At 67.1% G+C, this 16678-nt stretch carries 16 protein-coding genes; 10 read left to right on the top strand and 6 right to left on the bottom strand.

Translation table 11 applies throughout. The features are described from left to right. Window positions 1–9: 9 nt before the first annotated feature. The 7 genes from A5780_RS29435 to A5780_RS29405 all read left to right on the top strand — a co-directional run bounded on the left by A5780_RS29435 (window position 10) and on the right by A5780_RS29405 (window position 9033). Window positions 10–1386 carry an SRPBCC family protein gene (locus tag A5780_RS29435; protein WP_064910446.1) on the top strand — a complete coding sequence of 459 codons (1377 nt, stop codon included), beginning with the start codon at window positions 10–12 and terminating at the stop codon, window positions 1384–1386. A 31-nt stretch (window positions 1387–1417) separates the two neighbouring features. Beyond that, window positions 1418–3244 carry an NAD(P)/FAD-dependent oxidoreductase gene (locus A5780_RS29430; protein WP_064910444.1) on the top strand — a complete coding sequence of 609 codons (1827 nt, stop codon included), beginning with the start codon at window positions 1418–1420 and terminating at the stop codon, window positions 3242–3244. 32 nt (window positions 3245–3276) lie between these two features. Beyond that, on the top strand, window positions 3277–4194 hold the full coding sequence (locus tag A5780_RS29425) for an SDR family NAD(P)-dependent oxidoreductase (RefSeq protein ID WP_064904402.1): 918 nt from the start codon (window positions 3277–3279) through the stop codon (window positions 4192–4194). Next, a complete protein-coding gene (locus tag A5780_RS29420; RefSeq protein WP_063018462.1) occupies window positions 4191–5891 on the top strand; it encodes a thiamine pyrophosphate-binding protein in 1701 nt (566 codons plus the stop codon). The genes A5780_RS29425 and A5780_RS29420 overlap by 4 nt, the downstream gene beginning before the upstream one ends. A 57-nt stretch (window positions 5892–5948) precedes the next feature. Next, entirely contained in the window at window positions 5949–7382 is a 1434-nt protein-coding gene (locus tag A5780_RS29415; RefSeq protein WP_064910442.1) for an aldehyde dehydrogenase family protein, read from the top strand. Window positions 7383–7465: 83 nt separating this feature from the next. Then, window positions 7466–8293, top strand: a complete 828-nt coding sequence (locus A5780_RS29410) for a TauD/TfdA family dioxygenase (protein ID WP_064904395.1) — start codon at window positions 7466–7468, stop codon at window positions 8291–8293. Next, window positions 8290–9033 carry an SDR family NAD(P)-dependent oxidoreductase gene (locus A5780_RS29405; protein WP_063018468.1) on the top strand — a complete coding sequence of 248 codons (744 nt, stop codon included), beginning with the start codon at window positions 8290–8292 and terminating at the stop codon, window positions 9031–9033. Before A5780_RS29410 ends, A5780_RS29405 begins: the two co-directional genes overlap by 4 nt. Window positions 9034–9110: 77 nt before the next feature. Here the strand turns inward: A5780_RS29405 and A5780_RS29400 are convergent, their stop codons facing one another. Further along, window positions 9111–9692, bottom strand: a complete 582-nt coding sequence (locus A5780_RS29400) for a carboxymuconolactone decarboxylase family protein (protein ID WP_064910596.1) — start codon at window positions 9690–9692, stop codon at window positions 9111–9113. A 212-nt stretch (window positions 9693–9904) separates the two neighbouring features. Between A5780_RS29400 and A5780_RS29395 the strand changes: the two genes are divergently transcribed. Next, complete coding sequence (locus A5780_RS29395; protein ID WP_169812473.1) at window positions 9905–10660, top strand: class I SAM-dependent methyltransferase; 756 nt, start codon at window positions 9905–9907, stop codon at window positions 10658–10660. Window positions 10661–10681: 21 nt separating this feature from the next. Here the strand turns inward: A5780_RS29395 and A5780_RS29390 are convergent, their stop codons facing one another. Further along, window positions 10682–11347: a PAS and ANTAR domain-containing protein gene (locus tag A5780_RS29390; RefSeq protein WP_063018472.1), complete on the bottom strand. Its 666-nt coding sequence runs from the start codon at window positions 11345–11347 to the stop codon at window positions 10682–10684. Between the two features lie 393 nt (window positions 11348–11740). On the opposite strand from A5780_RS29390, the gene A5780_RS29385 reads away from it, so the two are divergent. Then, window positions 11741–12571 carry an RNA polymerase sigma factor SigF gene (locus tag A5780_RS29385; RefSeq protein ID WP_063018474.1) on the top strand — a complete coding sequence of 277 codons (831 nt, stop codon included), beginning with the start codon at window positions 11741–11743 and terminating at the stop codon, window positions 12569–12571. Window positions 12572–12595: 24 nt separating this feature from the next. Here A5780_RS29385 and A5780_RS29380 read toward each other — a convergent pair whose 3' ends face one another. From A5780_RS29380 to A5780_RS29370, 3 genes are all read right to left on the bottom strand, one after another. Next, window positions 12596–13000 (bottom strand): DoxX family protein, encoded by a 405-nt coding sequence (locus A5780_RS29380; RefSeq protein ID WP_051756854.1) that lies wholly within the window; start codon window positions 12998–13000, stop codon window positions 12596–12598. A gap of 36 nt (window positions 13001–13036) precedes the next feature. Next, complete coding sequence (locus A5780_RS29375; protein WP_063018476.1) at window positions 13037–13489, bottom strand: SPW repeat protein; 453 nt, start codon at window positions 13487–13489, stop codon at window positions 13037–13039. Between the two features lie 98 nt (window positions 13490–13587). Further along, the gene (locus A5780_RS29370; RefSeq protein WP_064910440.1) at window positions 13588–14631 is read right to left on the bottom strand and encodes an alpha/beta fold hydrolase; all 1044 of its coding nucleotides are present in this window, start codon (window positions 14629–14631) and stop codon (window positions 13588–13590) included. 109 nt (window positions 14632–14740) lie between these two features. On the opposite strand from A5780_RS29370, the gene A5780_RS29365 reads away from it, so the two are divergent. Next, entirely contained in the window at window positions 14741–15370 is a 630-nt protein-coding gene (locus A5780_RS29365; protein WP_064910594.1) for a class I SAM-dependent methyltransferase, read from the top strand. 24 nt (window positions 15371–15394) lie between these two features. On the opposite strand, the gene A5780_RS29360 is transcribed toward A5780_RS29365, so the two are convergent. After that, window positions 15395–16672, bottom strand: a complete 1278-nt coding sequence (locus A5780_RS29360; protein ID WP_219823410.1) for an acetyl-CoA carboxylase biotin carboxylase subunit family protein — start codon at window positions 16670–16672, stop codon at window positions 15395–15397. Window positions 16673–16678 lie beyond the last annotated feature (6 nt).

Below are 16678 nucleotides of genomic sequence, written 5' to 3'. Positions count from 1 at the left end.
GGAGAAGTCATGACCGAAACTGCCGACAGCATCACCGAGACGACCGCGGCGCCACCGCTGTCGACACCCATGACGATCGGCGTCGAGGCCTACATCGGTCCCGAGTACGCCCGCGCCGAGGGCGACAAGCTGTGGGCGAAGGTGTGGCAGCAGGTGTGCCGCGTCGAGGAGCTGCCCCGCGTCGGCGATTTCCTCACCTACGACATCCTCGACGACTCGATCATCGTCGTGCGCACAGCGCCGGATACGTTGCACGCCTATCACAATGTGTGCGCGCACCGCGGCCGCCGCCTGGTCGACACCCCGCCCGGAGCCCATGACGCACACGGGCAGCGCAAACAGTTCGTCTGCGGATTCCACGGCTGGCGCTACGACCTCGAGGGCCGCAACACCTTCGTGCCCGAACGCGGTGACTGGACCTGTGGACTGACCGAACGCAACGACGGTTTGGCGCCGGTGCGCGTCGACACCTGGGGCGGCTGGGTCTGGATCAATCTCGATCCCGACTGCGAATCGCTGCGCGACTATCTGGAACCCGCTGCCTCCCTGTTGGATCCGTTCCACCTGGAGAACATGCGGTACCGCTGGCGGCGGTGGCTGACCTTCGACTGCAATTGGAAGGTCGCCTTCGAGGCGTTCATGGAGACCTACCACGTCCCCTACACCCATCCGGAATTCATGAATTTCGGCAATTTCCTCGGCTGGGGCCGCGCCCAGGGCCGGCACAGCAATATCGGCTACGACGCCCCGAAGGGGATGGAGGAGAACCAGGGCAAGCTGCGGATCGGCGCCGGTCCCGACGCCCGGATCTCGACCGCGCAGCTGCAGAATTTCACCTGGGAGAACGCCAACACAAATACCACCGAGACGATGGTGGAGGTCGCGAATCGCCTCGCCGACGAACTCCCCGCCGATACTCCGCCCGACCAGGTGATGCGCTATTGGCTCGACACCTGCCGCAAAGAAGATGCCGAACGCGGCGTGGTGTGGCCGACCGTGGATCCCGAGATCGTCGCGAAAAGCGGTACCGCCTGGCAGATCTTCCCCAATTTCCAGATCGGGCACGCACTGAACAACATGCTGTGCTACCGATTCCGGCCCTACGGCTACGACCCCGACAAGTGCATCTTCGAGGCCGCGGTCTTCGAATTGTTCCCGCCCGGTGCGGAACCGGAGACCGAGTGGATCTACACCCCGGTCGGCGATCCGGGCTGGCGGACCGTGCTGCCACAGGATTTCGACAATATGGCCGCCGTTCAGCAGGGCATGAAATCCCGCGGCTTCTCCGGTCCGAAACCCAATCCGTACCGCGAGCGCACGATCGTCAACCTGCACCACAACCTCGCGAGGTATATGGGCACCGGCGCGCCGACCGACCTCGAATGACCCGAACTACCACCCCCACAAGGATTTTCCGATGAAACCCTGCGCCCCCACCCGGACCCCCGAGGTCGACAGAGAGGCCCTGCGGCAGAAGTATCTGGCCGAACGCGACAAGCGGCTACGCCCGGAGGGCCAGCAGCAGTACCTCGAGGCCGCCGGCGAATTCGCGGACTTCTACGAATCCGACCCGCACCTGCCGGTCGTTCCGCGCGCCCCGATCGACGCCGATATCGAGGTCGTGATCCTGGGCGGTGGATTCGCCGGACTCATCACCGCCCACCGGTTGCAGCAGGCCGGTGTCACCGACTTCCGGATCGTGGAACTCGGCGGCGATTTCGGCGGTGTCTGGTACTGGAATCGGTATCCGGGCATCCAGGTCGACTCCGATGCCTACTGCTATCTGCCCCTGCTCGAGGAAACCGGATTCATTCCGAAGGAGAAATTCTCCCACGGCGACGAATGCTACGAGCACGCCCAGCGCATCGGTAAACATTTCGGGCTCTACGACAAGGCGATCTTCCATACGCTGGTGCGCGCCTTGGAATGGGACGAGCAGATCGCACGCTGGCGCATCGCCACCAACCGCGGCGACGAGATCCGCGCCCGCTTCCTGATCATGTGCCAGGGGCCCTACAACCGGCCGAAACTGCCCGGCATCCCAGGAATCACCGAGTTCGAGGGCCACACCTTCCACACCGCGCGGTGGGATTACGACTACACCGGCGGTGACCTGCACGGCGGCCTGGATCGCCTCGGCGACAAGAAGATCGCCGTCATCGGCACCGGCGCCAGCGGGGTGCAGGTCATTCCGCATCTGGCGCGCGGTGCGAAACATCTCACGGTCTTCCAGCGCACGCCGTCCTATATCTTCGAGCGCGACAACCACCCGACCGATCCGGAATGGGTGGCCTCGCTGCAGCCTGGCTGGCGCACCGAACGGCAACGCAATTTCCACAATGCCGCGTTCGCCTTCTACTCCCCCGGCGAACCGGATCTGATCTGCGACGGCTGGACCGAGGTCGCCCGCAATCTGGCGGCGAAACTGAACGAGACCGACGGCTGGGCCGCGCTGGCCGATCCGGCGACGTTCCTCGAACTCAAGGAAATCGAGGACTACCGCGCCATGGAACGATTGCGCCGGCGCGTGGAACAGATCGTCACCGATCCCGAGACCGCGGAGAAGTTGAAGCCGTACTACCGCAACATGTGTAAGCGGCCGGTGTTCAACGACGAATACCTGCCGACGTTCAACCGGCCCGATGTGACCCTGGTCGACGTCTCCGACACCAAGGGCGTGGAGCGGATCACGCCCAAGGGCGTCATCGCGCACGGCGTCGAATACGAGGTCGACTGCATCGTCTTCGCCAGCGGCTTCGAAATCACCACCGCGCTGGATCGCCAGTTCGACATCGCGCCGTTCGCCGGCCGCAACGGGAAATCACTGTACGAGCACTGGGGCAAGGGTTTTCGCACGCTGCACGGAATCATGGCGCACGGATTCCCGAACCATTTCGCGACCGGCTTCATTCAGGGCGGGGTCACCGCGGCCACGACGCTGATGTACGAGCAGCAGGCCGACCACATCGCCTACATCATCGCCCAGGCGCAGGCACGCGGCGCGACCCGCGTGGAGCCGACGGCGGAGGCCGAAGCGGCGTGGGTGCAGACGATTCGAGCCAACACCGTCGACAACAGCACCTTCGTCATGGAATGCACCCCCGGCTATTACAACAGCGAGGGCGAGCCCAACGGCCGCTCGTTCCTCGGCGACCCGTTCTGGGGTGGTTTCTATGTCCTCGAGGAATTGCTGCAGGCCTGGCGTGACGCCGGCGATCTGGACGGCCTCACGCTGACCACCTAGACCCGGAAGATGTTGCGCGAGAGGATATATCGTTGTCCGAACTGAGATTCGACGACCGCGTCGCGGTGGTCACCGGCGCCGGACGCGGTCTGGGCCGGGCGTATGCCCTGCTGCTGGCCGAGCGCGGCGCGAAGGTCGTGGTGAACGATTCCGGTGCCAGTATGCGCGGCGACGACGCCGACGCCGGAGTCGCCGCCGAGGTGGTCGCCGAGATCGCCGCCGCGGGCGGCACGGCCGTGGCGTGCACCGCATCGGTCGCCACCCCGAAGGGCGGCCGGGCGATCGTGGACACGGCGCTGGACCGGTTCGGACGCCTCGACATCCTGATCCACAACGCCGGCACCGTGCGCTACGGATCGCTGACCGAGCTGAGTTACGAGGATTTCGAGGCCGTGGTGGATGTGCATCTGCGCGGGGCCTTCCACACCGTGCGCGCGGCCTTTCCGGTCATGAGCGAGGCCGGTTACGGGCGGGTGGTGCTGACCTCCTCGATCGGCGGCATCTACGGCAATCGGGCGGTCGCCAATTACGCCGTGTCCAAGGCGGGCATGATCGGGCTGTCGAATGTGGTCGCCCTCGAGGGCGCCGAGGTGGGCGTGCGCTGCAACATCATCGTGCCCTCGGCGCTCACCCGGATGGCCGCCGGCATCGACACCTCCGCCTATCCGGATATGCGCCCGGAACTGGTGGCTCCCGCGGTCGCGTATCTCGCGCACGAATCATGTTCTCTCACCGGCGAATTGCTCGTCGCGATCGCGGGCCGGGTGGCGCGGGCCTATATCGCCGAGACGCCGGGGGTGTATCAGCCGTCCTGGACCGTCGACGAGGTCGCCGCGCGCATCGACGACATCCGCAACACCGACAACTCGTGGATCCTGCCGCCGCTGAGCGCGCACGCCGACCACATCGGCCGCAGCTTCGCGATGGCGACCGAAGGGAAGCAGCAGTGAAGGTTTACGAACGGATACTCGAACTTTTCGAGGCCGAGGGTATCGACACCATCTTCGGCATTCCGGATCCCAACTTCGTCCATCTGTTCCACCGCGCCGAGGAGCGCGGCTGGAAGGTGGTGGCGCCGCATCACGAGGAATCGGCCGGAATGATGGCCGAGGGCGTCTCGCGGATGACCGGGAAGGCCGCGGTGTGCATCGGCACGCTGGGCCCCGGTATCGCGAATCTGTCCGGTGCCATCATGTGCGCCAAGGTGGAAAATTCACCGATCATCTTCCTGGGCGGGCAGCGGGCCCGGATCACCGAGCAGCGGGTGCGGCGCGGCCGGATCCAGTTCGTGCAGCAGGCCGGTCTGGTCGAGAATTCCGTGAAGTACAGCGCCAGTATCGAATACGCGGATCAGACCGACGAGATCATCCGCGAGGGGCTGCGCAAGGCACTGTCGGGAACGCCGGGCCCGGTGTACATCGAATATCCGTCGCATGTGATCGAGGAGGAACTCGATCTGCCGCCGGCGCTGCCACCGCACCGGTACCGCCTGGTCGGACAGACCGCGGGCCAGGACCGCATCGCCGAAGCGGCCGAGCACATCCGGGCCGCGAAGCAGCCGATTCTGCTGATCGGGCACGGCGTGCACACCGCGCGGGCGGCGGAATCGGTGAAGCAACTGGCCGATCTCATGGCCGCCCCGGTGATCCAGACCTCCGGCGGCACCTCCTACATTCCCGGCCTCGAGGATCGCACCTTCCCCTACGGTTTCTCCCCGTCGGCGGTGGAGGCGGTCGTGCAATCCGATCTGTGCCTGGCCATCGGCACCGAACTCGGCGAACCCGTGCACTACGGTCGCGGCCGGCACTGGCAGGCGGGCGAAGCGGACCGGACATGGATTCTGGTGGAACAGGATCCGGCCGCCATCGGAGTGAACCGTCCCATCGACGTGCCGCTGGTCGGCGACCTGCGCGCAGTGGTTCCGCAGCTGGTCGACGCACTGCGCGACACGCCGCGCACTCCGTCCCCGGAGCTGGCGGACTGGATCGAGCGCGACGCCGCCCGGCTGGCCGAACTGGCCGAATCCGCGCCCAGCGGGATGAGCCCGGTCCATCCCGCGCGCCTGATCGTGGAGGCGACCAAGGCGTTTCCCGCCGACGGCATCATGGCCCGGGACGGCGGCGCCACCACGATTTTCGGCTGGACGTACTCGCAGGCCAAGCCGCACGACGTCATGTGGAATCAGAACTTCGGGCATCTGGGCACCGGGCTGCCGTATGCCATCGGCGCCTCGGTGGCCGACGGCGGCAGACGGCCGGTCATGCTGATCACCGGCGACTCCTCGTTCCAGTTCCAGATCGCCGAACTGGAAACCGCCGCACGCCTGAATCTGCCGCTGGTCTGTGTGGTCGGCGTCGACTACGCCTGGGGTCTGGAGGTCGGCGTCTACAAACGCACCTTCGGGCACGGGTCGCTCGAAACCGGGGTGCACTGGAGCACCGCGGTCCGGCTGGACAAGGTGGCCGAGGGATTCGGCTGCTACGGCGAATACGTCGAACGCGACGACGACATCGCACCGGCCGTCAAACGCGCCTTCGCCAGCGGCAAACCGGGGGTCGTGCACGTCGCCGTCGATCCGAAGGCCAATTCCGAGGAGATGCCGAGCTACGACGAATTCCGCACCTGGTACGCGGAAGGGATGCAGTAGACCCGTGCTCGACAACCCATGCCCCACAGCACATCCGAAGAGAAGGACAGGCGGCTCATGCGTGAATATCTGACGTTCTACATCGGTGGGCAGTGGGTCGAACCGGCGACCGCGCAGACCATCGACGTGATCAACCCGGCGACCGAACGGGTCTGCGGAAAGGTCGCCGCCGGATCGGCCGAGGACGTGGACCGGGCCGTGGCCGCGGCGCGGGGCGCGTTCGAGACCTGGTCGGCGACCACTGTGGCCGACCGCCTCGCCGTGTTGCGGGGGGTCGCGGCCGAATATCAGTGCCGCCGTGACGATCTCGCGGCGGCGCTCACCGAGGAGATGGGCGCACCGGCCGCGCTCGCCGGCGGTTTCCAGGTCGATCTGGGCGCCGGACATCTCGATACCGCGATCGCCGCACTCGCCGAGTACAGCTTCGAGCAGCGCCACGGCGCCTCGCTGGTGGTCAAGGAACCGATCGGGGTGTGCGGACTGATCACGCCGTGGAATTGGCCGCTGAATCAGATTGCGGTCAAAGTGTTTCCGGCGCTGGCCACCGGGTGCACCGTCATCTTGAAACCGTCGGAGCAGTCGCCGTTCACCGGGCAGATCTTCGCCGAGATCCTCGATGCGGCCGGGGTGCCCGCCGGGGTGTTCAATCTGGTGCAGGGCGACGGCCCGGGCGTGGGCGTGCCGCTGTCGGGCCATCCCGGTATCGACATGATCTCGTTCACCGGCTCCACCCGTGCCGGTATCGACATCGCCCGCAACGCCGCGCCCACCGTCAAGCGGGTCACCCAGGAACTCGGCGGCAAGAGCCCGAATATCGTGCTCGACGACGCCGATTTCGCCACGAACGTCGCCAAGGGCGTGGTGACGATGATGAACAATTCCGGCCAGACCTGCAGCGCCGGATCGCGGATGCTGGTCCCGGCCGCCCGCATGAACGAGGCGATCGACGCCGCACGCGAGGCCGCCGCCGGCATCACCGTCGGCGATCCGACCGGGGAGGTCGCCATGGGCCCGGTGGTGTCGGGCGCCCAGTTCGACAAGATCCAGGCATTGATCCGCAAGGGCATCGAGGAGGGCGCCACCCTCGTCACCGGCGGCACCGGCCGGCCGGACGGGCTGGAGGTCGGATTCTATGTCAAGCCAACGGTTTTCGCCGATGTCAGCAACGAAATGACGATCGCCCGCGAGGAGATCTTCGGGCCGGTCCTCACCATTCTCGGCTACGACGGCCTCGACCACGCGATCGAGATCGCCAACGACACCGAATACGGTCTGGCCGGCTTCGTCGCGGGAGCCGACCTCGACCAGGCGCGCGCGGTCGCCCGCCGCATCCGCGCCGGATCGGTCGCCATCAACGACGGCTTCGACTTCGCCTGCCCCTTCGGCGGCTATCGCAAGAGCGGCAACGGACGGGAATGGGGCGCATACGGTTTCGAGGAGTACCTCGAGACGAAGGCGATCCTGGGATACGCCCCGGAGGAGGGGGCGTGAGGGGGTCCGCGCGCCCCGCACCGGGAGTTTCCCGCGCCGGGGCGGCGGTCCGACCGCGCAGCATCGACAGACAGGAGCATCGGATGCCGGCGATCACCACCACCAAACTCAGCGAAACGGTCGGCGTGCGGGTCGACGATGTCGACCTCGACCGGCTGCGCAGCGACGACGACCTGCCGCAGGCGTGCCTGGCCGCGCTCGAGGAACACGGCGTGCTGCTGTTCCCGCGGTTGCACGCCGACGACGAGACGCAGGCCGCGTTCTGCCGCAAACTCGGTGAGCTGGTGCAGTTTCCGCTGTACCCGAATCCGGATGTGATGGAGATCAGCTTCGATCCGGACAACCCCAACGTGGAGTATTTCGCCAGCAACGACTACTGGCATCTGGACGGTTTCATGGACGAGGTGCCGGCGAAGGCATCCATCATGAGCGCTCACGTGGTGACCGAGACGGGCGGTGAAACCGCGTTCGCGAGCACATACGTCGCCTACGACGAATTGTCCGAGGAGGAGAAGCGGCGGTTCGAAGGGTTGCGGGTGTGGCACAGCTTCGAGGCCATTCAGCGGCTGACGTATGCGGACCCGACTCCGGAACAGCGCGAGGAGTGGGCGCGTCGCGGCGGACGGGAACATCCGCTGGTGTGGACGCACGAATCCGGCCGCCGCTCACTGGTTTTCGGCGCCTCGGCGGACCATGTGGTCGGCATGGACCAGGACGAGGGCCGCGCCCTGCTCGACGATCTGCTGGCGCGGGCGACCGCACCGGACCGGGTGCTGTCCCATCGGTGGTCGGTCGGTGACATGGTGATCTGGGACAACACCGGCCTGGTGCATCGGGCCTGCCCGTTCGATCGTTCGCAGCCGCGACGCATGCACCGCTCCACCCTGGTCGGGCAGGAGTCGATCAAATGAGCGGCCGCACAGCGATCGTGACGGGCGGCGCATCCGGAATCGGCGGCGCGATCGCGCGCCGGCTGGCCGCCGACGGCTCGCCGGTGGCGGTGTTCGACGTGGACGGCGCGGCGGCCGATCTCGCGGCGCGGGAGATCGGCGAGGCCGGCGGTAAGGCGATCGGGGTGGCCGTGGACGTATCCGACCGCGCCGCCATCGACACCGGAGTGCAGCGGGTGCGGGCCGAGCTGGGCCGGCCCTCGATTCTGGTCAACAGCGCCGGAATCACCACGTCCGGGCCGTTTCTCGACATCACCGCACAGCAGTGGGCGCGGGTGCTGGCGGTCAACCTCACCGGCACGTTCGACTGCTGCCAGGCCGTGCTGCCCGATATGGTCGAGCAGGGCTGGGGACGCATCGTCAACATCTCCTCGTCGAGTGTGCACAGCGGCGCGGCGGGGATGGCCGCGTATGTGTCCTCGAAGTCCGGGGTGCTGGGATTGACGAAGGTGCTCGCGCTGGAATTCGCGCGAAAAGGCATCACGGTCAACACGATTCCGCCCGGGTTCATCGATACGCCGATGATGCGAGCCACCGCCGAGCGCGGCTTCATCGATGTCGGCAAGCAGATCGACGCGACTCCCGTCGGGCGGATCGGGCTGCCGGAGGATATCGCGGCCGCCTGCGCGTTCCTGGTGAGCGAGGAGGCCGGCTACATCACCGGGCAGGTGATCGGCGTGAACGGCGGACGCAACACCTGAGGCGGGTCGCGGTGGGGCCGGGTCTGCCGTCCGGCCTCATCACCCGGGACCGGCCCCGCCCTCGGCAGGACGTCGGGTTACCGATGCCGCGGCAGATAGGGCTTCAGATCGTCCTCGGGTTCGACGCCGAAGGATCGCAAGGCCATGGCGAGCATATCGTAGGTGCCGACGGTGAAAACGATATCCATGAGTTGATTCGGCTCGAATTCGGCGGCCAGAATCTCCCATGTTGCGGCGCCGACCGCACCGTCGGACAGTAATTCGTCGGTGGCGACGAGCAATGCCCTCTCGGCCGTCGTCCATTCATCGTCCGGTTCCCCCACCGCAACCTTTTCTATTTCCGCTTTCGGCATTCCCGCTATTTCGGCGAGAATCGCATGCTGGGCCCATTCGTAATCGCAATGCCGGACGGCGGCGACGCGCAGGATCAGCAGTTCGCGCTGCCGGTCGTCGAGCGTGGATCCGTACAGCAGATGGCCGTTGAAACTCAGGAATGCCTTGGCCAGCGCGGGATATCGCGCGAGCGTACCGAGCAGGTTGGCACCGGCGGGGTGGGCGTCGGCCGGGGTGTCACCGAGCACGGAGGAACGAAACTCTCCGATGAAGCCGACCAGTTCCGGCGACCACTCCGACTTTTCCGCGGGCGATATGCGAGCCACGACCGACTCCTTCCGACCGGCGCGCATACGACCCGGCCATGAATATTCGGGCCGCACCTGGCCGCCCTGAATCCGCATTCCACCGGCGAATACCGGCTTCGGAAAATGCTATCAAAAACATCATTGTTTCGCGACGGTGTTCCGTGCGGAACATGCCGCCGCCGTCTACAATTCGGTTCCGAATTCCGACCCGATCGCAGTGGGGAGCGAATGTGCTGGGAGACGAGCCCGTCTCGGACGCGTACGCGGCCAACGCCGAGTTCTGGATTCGCATCGTGCGCGAAAACCTCGACCCGTACCGCAGCGGCCTCACCGACCCGGCGCTGCTCGCACTCGTCGGCGAGTGCACCGGCTTGCACATCCTGGACGCCGGATGCGGTGAAGGGTATCTGGCCCGCGAATTGATCACGCGCGGTGCGGGTTTCGTACACGGCGTCGACACCTGCGCGGAATTCGTCGCGGCCGCCGCGAGCCATCCGGCGCACGATCCGTCTCGCACGCGATTCCGGCTTGCCGACGTGGCCGCACTGCCGCTGGCCGACGACAGTGTCGACCTGGTGGTGGTCAACCGCCTTCCGCACGGACTGTCCGAGCCGGGGCGGCGCTTCACCGAATTCGCCCGGGTCCTGCGCCCGTCGGGACGGCTGGTGATGCTGATGATGCATCCCTGCTTCTATGTCGCCCGTGGCGAACGCACCAGCGCCGGAACGGGTTTCACGATCGACGACTATTTCGCCGGACGGACGGTGCGACAGCGATTCGAGGTCGCGGGGACCCGCTCCCCCGCCGCATCGGTTCAAGCGCTGTACTCACTGGAAGCGACGATCGGAATGCTCACCACCGCCGGATTCGCGATCACCGCCGTGCGCGAACCCCGGCCCTCCGATCGGCAGCGGCGCGAAAACCCTTGGTGGGACGAACACTTCACTCGTCCGCTGTTCCTGCTGCTGGAGTGCGCGCTGCTGTAGACGCGGCCGACAGCGCACGGGCTACTGCTCGTCTCGGCGGTGGAGCGTCAGCAGGAGATGATCGAGACGGGTCCGCGTCGGCGCGGGCACCGGGGGCATGCTGTCCAGATCGTCGACGAGGTGCGCGGCCAATTCCTGCAATTTGATGTTGGTTTCCTGGGATCGCCATGCCAGCACCCGGAACGCCTGCTCCGCCGAGATCCGGTAGACGAACATCAGTATTCCCTTGGCCTGTTCGATCGCCGCCCGGCGCTCGATCACGGCGGGCAACTCCTCCTCGAGCAGTAGCCGGCGCTCCCGGTCGACCGATTCGGTGAGGTCGACGTAGTAGCCCTGCGTGCCGATCGCCTGATCCGACGCATCGAGCATCGGCTCCGACACCACCAGCACGTCGCGGACCGTGCCGCCGGTGTCGACGATGCGGTGCCTGCTGGAGAACGGTGCGTGGTCCTCCACCGAGGTGACGATGGTGGCCTCGACCCGGTCTCGGTCGTCGGGATGCTTGTGCTCGAGCAGCAGCTCGGTGGTCGGCTCGACCTGCCCCGGGGCGTAACCGTGCATGCGGGCCACCTCGTCCGACCACTCCCACCGTTGTTCGGCGAACCAGAATCGGAACCGGCCGACGCCTTGCGGATCACCGGCGCCCACCACCCGCTCGACGCCGTCATCCTGCCCGCCGCCAACCATGGTCGCAGCCTACTCCCCCGCCCGGCAGAGCCTCTCACCTGCGCCGATGCCCTGCCGACGGCGCCGACGGGGCGGCCGTGCCGGATCGGATGCGCGGCGGCATCCGATCCGTAGCCCAACCGATACCGGATCCTTTCCGGTTCTCGACCGATGACACCGGAGGGTCCGTAGGATCGGTTCGGTACGCGAACGGCGCGCATCCGCCCGCCCCCCAGCGTTCGATTGTGCACCACGTAGATGCGTTGCGCGCCAACCTGTTTCGAAACTCCGGCGCAGGCCGAGGCGAACGATAGCCGAATGCGAACATCCGTGCGCAGGCACAGCACCGATGAGCTTGCGTGATCGAGGTGCTCGCTCCATGTCGTCGCATACGACGGAAACGGAGTGGCCCGAATGACACATCCCGCACGAACCCACCGGACCGGAGGCGCCCGGTCGCGTAGCGACAGCTACGACAACATCGAACCGTGGTTCGACAAACTCGCCGACCTCGACGCCACCGACCCGCACCGGCGGGCACTGCGCGAACACATCATCGAACTGTGTTTGCCCCTGGCCGAGCACATCGCACGCCGCTACCTCAACCGCGGCGAGGCCTACGACGATCTGCTGCAGACCGCCCGCATGGGCCTGGTACTCGCGGTGGACCGCTTCGACCCGGGACGTGGCGCGCCGTTCCTCGGCTTTGCCGTCCCCACGATCATGGGCGAGGTGCGCAAGCACTTCCGCGACCACACCTGGGCGGCCCGTGTACCCCGCCGCTACAAGGAACTGCGCCACCGGATCGTCAAGGCCGGCGATCCTCTCACTCAGCGCCTGGGCCGGGCGCCCAACGCCCGGGAGCTGGCCGCCGAGCTGGATGTCGACCTCATCGACATCACGCAGGCGCTGGTCGCCGCCAACGTCTACCAGTGCGATTCCCTCGATGCCGCGCGCACCGAACGCGACGACACGCCGTCCACGGCGGCCGCCGCGCTCGGTGTCGACGAGCCCTGCTACGAGCTGCTCGAACAGGCCGCCGCGGTGCGGCCGCTCATCGCCGATCTGCCCCAGCGCGACCGCGACATCCTCGTCCTGCGATTCTTCGAATCGAAAACGCAATCGGAGATCGCCGAGCATTTCGGGGTGTCGCAGATGCACGTGTCACGCCTGCTGACCCGCATTCTGGACACGCTGCGCGACGGGGTGTGGCGCACACCCGAGGACGCGGTCGCGCAGCCGTAGCGCGCGCGAATCGGCCGGTGCCGGCTATCCGCCGCGCTTCTCCGAGGCGACGAACAACAGCCCGCCGATCATCGCCATATTCTTGTGGAACTGCACCTGCTGCGGCTTGCGCGCCGCGGGGTCGTCGAGCGCCCAGAACGCGTGTCCCGCAATGGTTGTCGGCACCATCGAGGCGACCAGCGCCAGCGCCGACAGCCGCGGTAATCTGCCCAGCGCCAGCAATACGCCGGCGGCCACCTGGACGCCCGCGTTGACCTGCACCAGCAGCTTGTCGTCCTCAGGCAGCGGTACGACCGTGCGCACCGCCGCGAGGGTCGGCGCCGCCGCCTCCGGCCGGGCGCCGGGCTCGCGCAACGCGTCCGCGCCGAGTACGGCGTAGGTGGAGCCCATCAGTACGCGCGCCGCCGCACGCATCGGGTCGAAGGGCATATCAACTCCATTCCGGGGAGGGAGCGCTGCCGCGAATCACTGGTGCGCCGCCGCGGCGTGCGGTCGCCGCACGCTGACGGCCGAGGTCACCAGCAACCCGGCTGCCGCCAGACCCAGAACGGTGACGATCGCCCCCATGACGACATTGGTCCAGAGCACGCCTGTGGGGCGCTCACCCACGACCCAGGGGCTGATGATCTGCCAGACGCCGATCGGGATCAGGACCCAGCTCAGCCCGTAGCCGTGCGTCGGCATCGCGGTGATCACCAGGCCGATCACGGCCACGGCGATACCGAGGATCAGATTCTGCATGACCAACTTCGGCGCGACGGAGAAATCGTTGATCACCCACGGCGTGATGGCCGTGAACAGTCCCGCCAGCAGGACCAATCCGTCGATCGTCACAACCGACGCACCACCAGGGCCTCCGTGGCGAGCCTCCCGCCCGGTGGGCCGGTCCACTGCGGTGCTCTGCGGATAGCTGACCATCTCGAGTCTCCTTCCCAACTTCGTTCGGTGCCGTCCGATCGGCCGGCACTGTCGGGCTACCCGGTGTCGCCGCGATGAACCCGGGCGTGGAGGCGAGATCAGGATGTGCGGTCCGGGCGATCCTTTCGGATGGCGGCAGACGCGGCGGCGCGGGAGCGGACGCCGAGTTTGGTGCGCGCGTTCGCGACGTGCCGATGCACGGTGTGCGGACTGAGAGTCAGCCGCTCGCCGATCTGCGCGTCGGTGAGCCCCTCGGCGACCAGGCGCAGAATTTCGCGCTCGCGCTCGGTCACCGCCTCGGGCCCCGGCGGTGCCGGCTCGGCCCGCACCGGATATCCCAGCCCGCGCAGAATCGCGTCGGCGACCGAGGTCGCATCACCGCGCCACGGGAAATGGTCCTCGCCGTACAGTTCCACGAAGCTCGCGCGGGGCACCCGGCGGGCGACGTCGAGGCCGAGCGCGAAAGGCACCGCGCGATCGTCCCTGCGATGCAGCACGGTGGTCGGGACGGTGACGGCCGCCAGGTACTCGGTGGCGTCGAGTTCGTATGTGGCGGCCAAGGATCGGGCGGCCTGTTCCGCCGTCGCGGACAGCCGCTGGAATCGGGCGAACCGTTCGCGTTCGGCGCTGTCGGCGCCGGGCACGAACACATCGGCCAGCAATCGGGAACCCAATCCCCAGTGCGCGGAGATCGCGTCCACCAGCGCCCGGCGCGCACCGTCCGGTGCGATGTCCACGCCGCGGGCGAACGATCCGTAGAGGACGAGCCGATGCACCCGGCGGGGCAGCCGGGCCGCGAGTCCCGCGGCGACCGCCGAGCCCGACGACGCGCCCAGTACGGCCACCCGCTCGAACCCCAGCGCATCGACGATGTCGGCGGTCACGGCGATTTCGCCGTCCGCATCGACCGGCACCCCCGCCTCGGACAGTCCTCGCCCCGGCTGGTCGTACCGTATGACGGTGAACCGGGTCGCCAGCCGGGACACGAAGGCGCGGAACAGCGGATCCTTCCAGTTGAGGATCAGGTGGCTGCACCACCACCCGCCGATCAGCAATGCGGGACCGCTGCCGACCACCGAACAGGCGACCTCGCCGCCGACGGTCCGCACCCGGTGGATCATCTGATCCTCGGCGCGCACCATGCTCCACCCTCTCGCGCGGCGGCCGTCGAGGCCGGCGCATCATCCGGCATCGATTATGGCCCGAAACGGCCATGACGCGAAGGGCCGCCACCGGCCACACTCGTACACCATGACCACAGCAACGTTCGGCGAACGATTCTTCGCCAGCTGGTATCCGGGCTTCATGGCCCGCGTCGATCGGGCCGGACAGGCCGATCTGCGCCGCACCCAGCTCACCCACGCATCCGGTCGCACCCTCGAAATCGGGGCCGGCGACGGCCTGTCCGTCTCGCACTATCCGGACGGCCTGGACGAACTCGTCCTGCTCGAACCGAATCCGGCGCTGCGCGCCCGCTTGGCAGCCCGCGCCGACGCCCTCTCCGCACCCGTCACCGTCGTGGACGGCGACGCGCACAGGCTGGACTTCCCGGCGGCCAGTTTCGACACCGTGACCGCCTCCCTGGTCTTCTGCTCGGTGCGTGACCCGGCCCGGGCGCTGCGCGAGGTCCATCGTGTACTGCGTCCCGGCGGCCGCTTCCTGTTCCATGAACACGTCCGCGGAACCGGCCTGCGCGCCGGCGTCCAGGACCTGCTCACCCCGCTGCAACGACGCCTCGCGGACGGCTGCCACGCCAATCGCGACTTCGAAAGTCTGCTCGCGGCAGCCGATTTCGATATCGAGGTCATCGAACACACCCAGATGCCGACCGTGGTACCGACCATCGTGCCCTTGGTCGTCGGCACCGCGCGCCGGCGGTGAGGGCCCGGCGCCGCCGGTGCGGGCCTAGCCCTCCTCGTCGAATTCGAAGTGCAGGGCCTCGACACAGCGTTCGTATTTGGCGATCAGATCCGCTTCGCTGTCGGCGCCGATGAAGAGATCCGCCAGTTCGTAGCTGTAGCTGTCCTGCGCCGGCATATCCGACAGCCGGGTTCCCTCGCTGGGAACCACTTCGATGGTGACGCCGGGAATGTCGTCCTGGATCCGCTCGATCTCGGCCGCCGTGGGAATTCTGGTCACGATCGCGTCGGAGAAGCGGCGGTGGTAGCACTTGGCGGCGATGTCGTAGCGGCCCTGGCCCTTCGGCAGCCGCGGATCGAGGCCGAGGCCCAGTCGCACCATGCAGTGGTGATTCGGCACGCCGTCCACGGCATAGAACATGTCGGCGTGCGATTGCGAATGGCGGGCGTTGATCTCCAGGACCGAGACCCGTCCCGTCTCCGGCTCGCAGAAGAATTCGATGCTGAAGGTCGAATTGTCCAGGCCCATCTGCGCTATGACGCGCTCGGAGATCTCGGTCATCCGCGCCACGATCTCGGGCGGCAACTGGGACGGATATTGATGCCGCAGGAAGCAGGGCGTATCCGGATAGTTGATCGAATCCAGGGCGCCGTTGACGGTGACCTGCCCGCGATAGACGTATCCCTCGGTCGCGGCCTGCACTCCGGTGAGCGTTTCCTCGGCCAGGCAGGCCTGGCCGCCGATCGCGGCGATCTCCGGCGGAAGTTCGATCCGGTCGAGTACGAATTCGAACGGTTTGCCGACACGGCCGACGCCCTCGCGGATCTGTTCGACCGCCGCCTCGAACTCGCGATCGTCGTGGACGTGGAACGCCAGTTCCGAGGAGAAGGACTTGACGGGCTTGAGCCACACCGGATAGTTCATCCCCTCGGGCAGCCGGGCCTCACCGTCGAGATCGACGATTCCGAACTTCGGGATCTCGTCGATCACCTTGCTCTGCTCGATCCGGCTCCAGTACTTGTGCTCGCATTTGACCACTGCCTCGAGATCGGCGCTGGGCAGTCCGAACTGTTCACACAACATCGGAACCAGGGCGGTCACCGGGAAATCCCAGTAACCGACGACAGCCGCGATATCGCCGTCGAAGCCCTTCAGTGTTTCGTGCGCTTTGTACAACAGGTCCTCGATCGGAATCTCGCCCTCCTGCGTTTCCTCGATTCCGAGCAGTGGGTGGAACCGGAACCGCTGCGCATCCGGAATCTGCTCGAGGGTGCGCAGATTTCCGTCGTCGAGACCGAGTACGAAGATGTCGGCAGTGCTCACGAATTC

This window comes from Nocardia sp. 852002-20019_SCH5090214 (assembly GCF_001665865.1).
Taxonomy (GTDB): Bacteria; Actinomycetota; Actinomycetes; order Mycobacteriales; family Mycobacteriaceae; genus Nocardia; species Nocardia nova.
The sequence above is the reverse complement of the archived record's forward strand: the minus strand, read 5'-3'. Positions and strand labels throughout refer to the sequence as shown.

Bases quoted from the DNA above. Each gene is read 5' to 3' on its own strand.
- A5780_RS29390 (WP_063018472.1), bottom strand. From the start codon at position 11,347: ATGGTTGGCGGCGGGCAGGATGACGGCGTCGAGCGGGTGGTGGGCGCC.
- A5780_RS29380 (WP_051756854.1), bottom strand. From the start codon at position 13,000: ATGCCCTTCGACCCGATGCGTGCGGCGGCGCGCGTACTGATGGGCTCC.
- A5780_RS29385 (WP_063018474.1), top strand. From the start codon at position 11,741: ATGACACATCCCGCACGAACCCACCGGACCGGAGGCGCCCGGTCGCGT.
- A5780_RS29435 (WP_064910446.1), top strand. From the start codon at position 10: ATGACCGAAACTGCCGACAGCATCACCGAGACGACCGCGGCGCCACCG.
- A5780_RS29365 (WP_064910594.1), top strand. From the start codon at position 14,741: ATGACCACAGCAACGTTCGGCGAACGATTCTTCGCCAGCTGGTATCCG.
- A5780_RS29375 (WP_063018476.1), bottom strand. From the start codon at position 13,489: ATGGTCAGCTATCCGCAGAGCACCGCAGTGGACCGGCCCACCGGGCGG.
- A5780_RS29405 (WP_063018468.1), top strand. From the start codon at position 8,290: ATGAGCGGCCGCACAGCGATCGTGACGGGCGGCGCATCCGGAATCGGC.
- A5780_RS29430 (WP_064910444.1), top strand. From the start codon at position 1,418: ATGAAACCCTGCGCCCCCACCCGGACCCCCGAGGTCGACAGAGAGGCC.
- A5780_RS29410 (WP_064904395.1), top strand. From the start codon at position 7,466: ATGCCGGCGATCACCACCACCAAACTCAGCGAAACGGTCGGCGTGCGG.
- A5780_RS29415 (WP_064910442.1), top strand. From the start codon at position 5,949: ATGCGTGAATATCTGACGTTCTACATCGGTGGGCAGTGGGTCGAACCG.
- A5780_RS29370 (WP_064910440.1), bottom strand. From the start codon at position 14,631: ATGGTGCGCGCCGAGGATCAGATGATCCACCGGGTGCGGACCGTCGGC.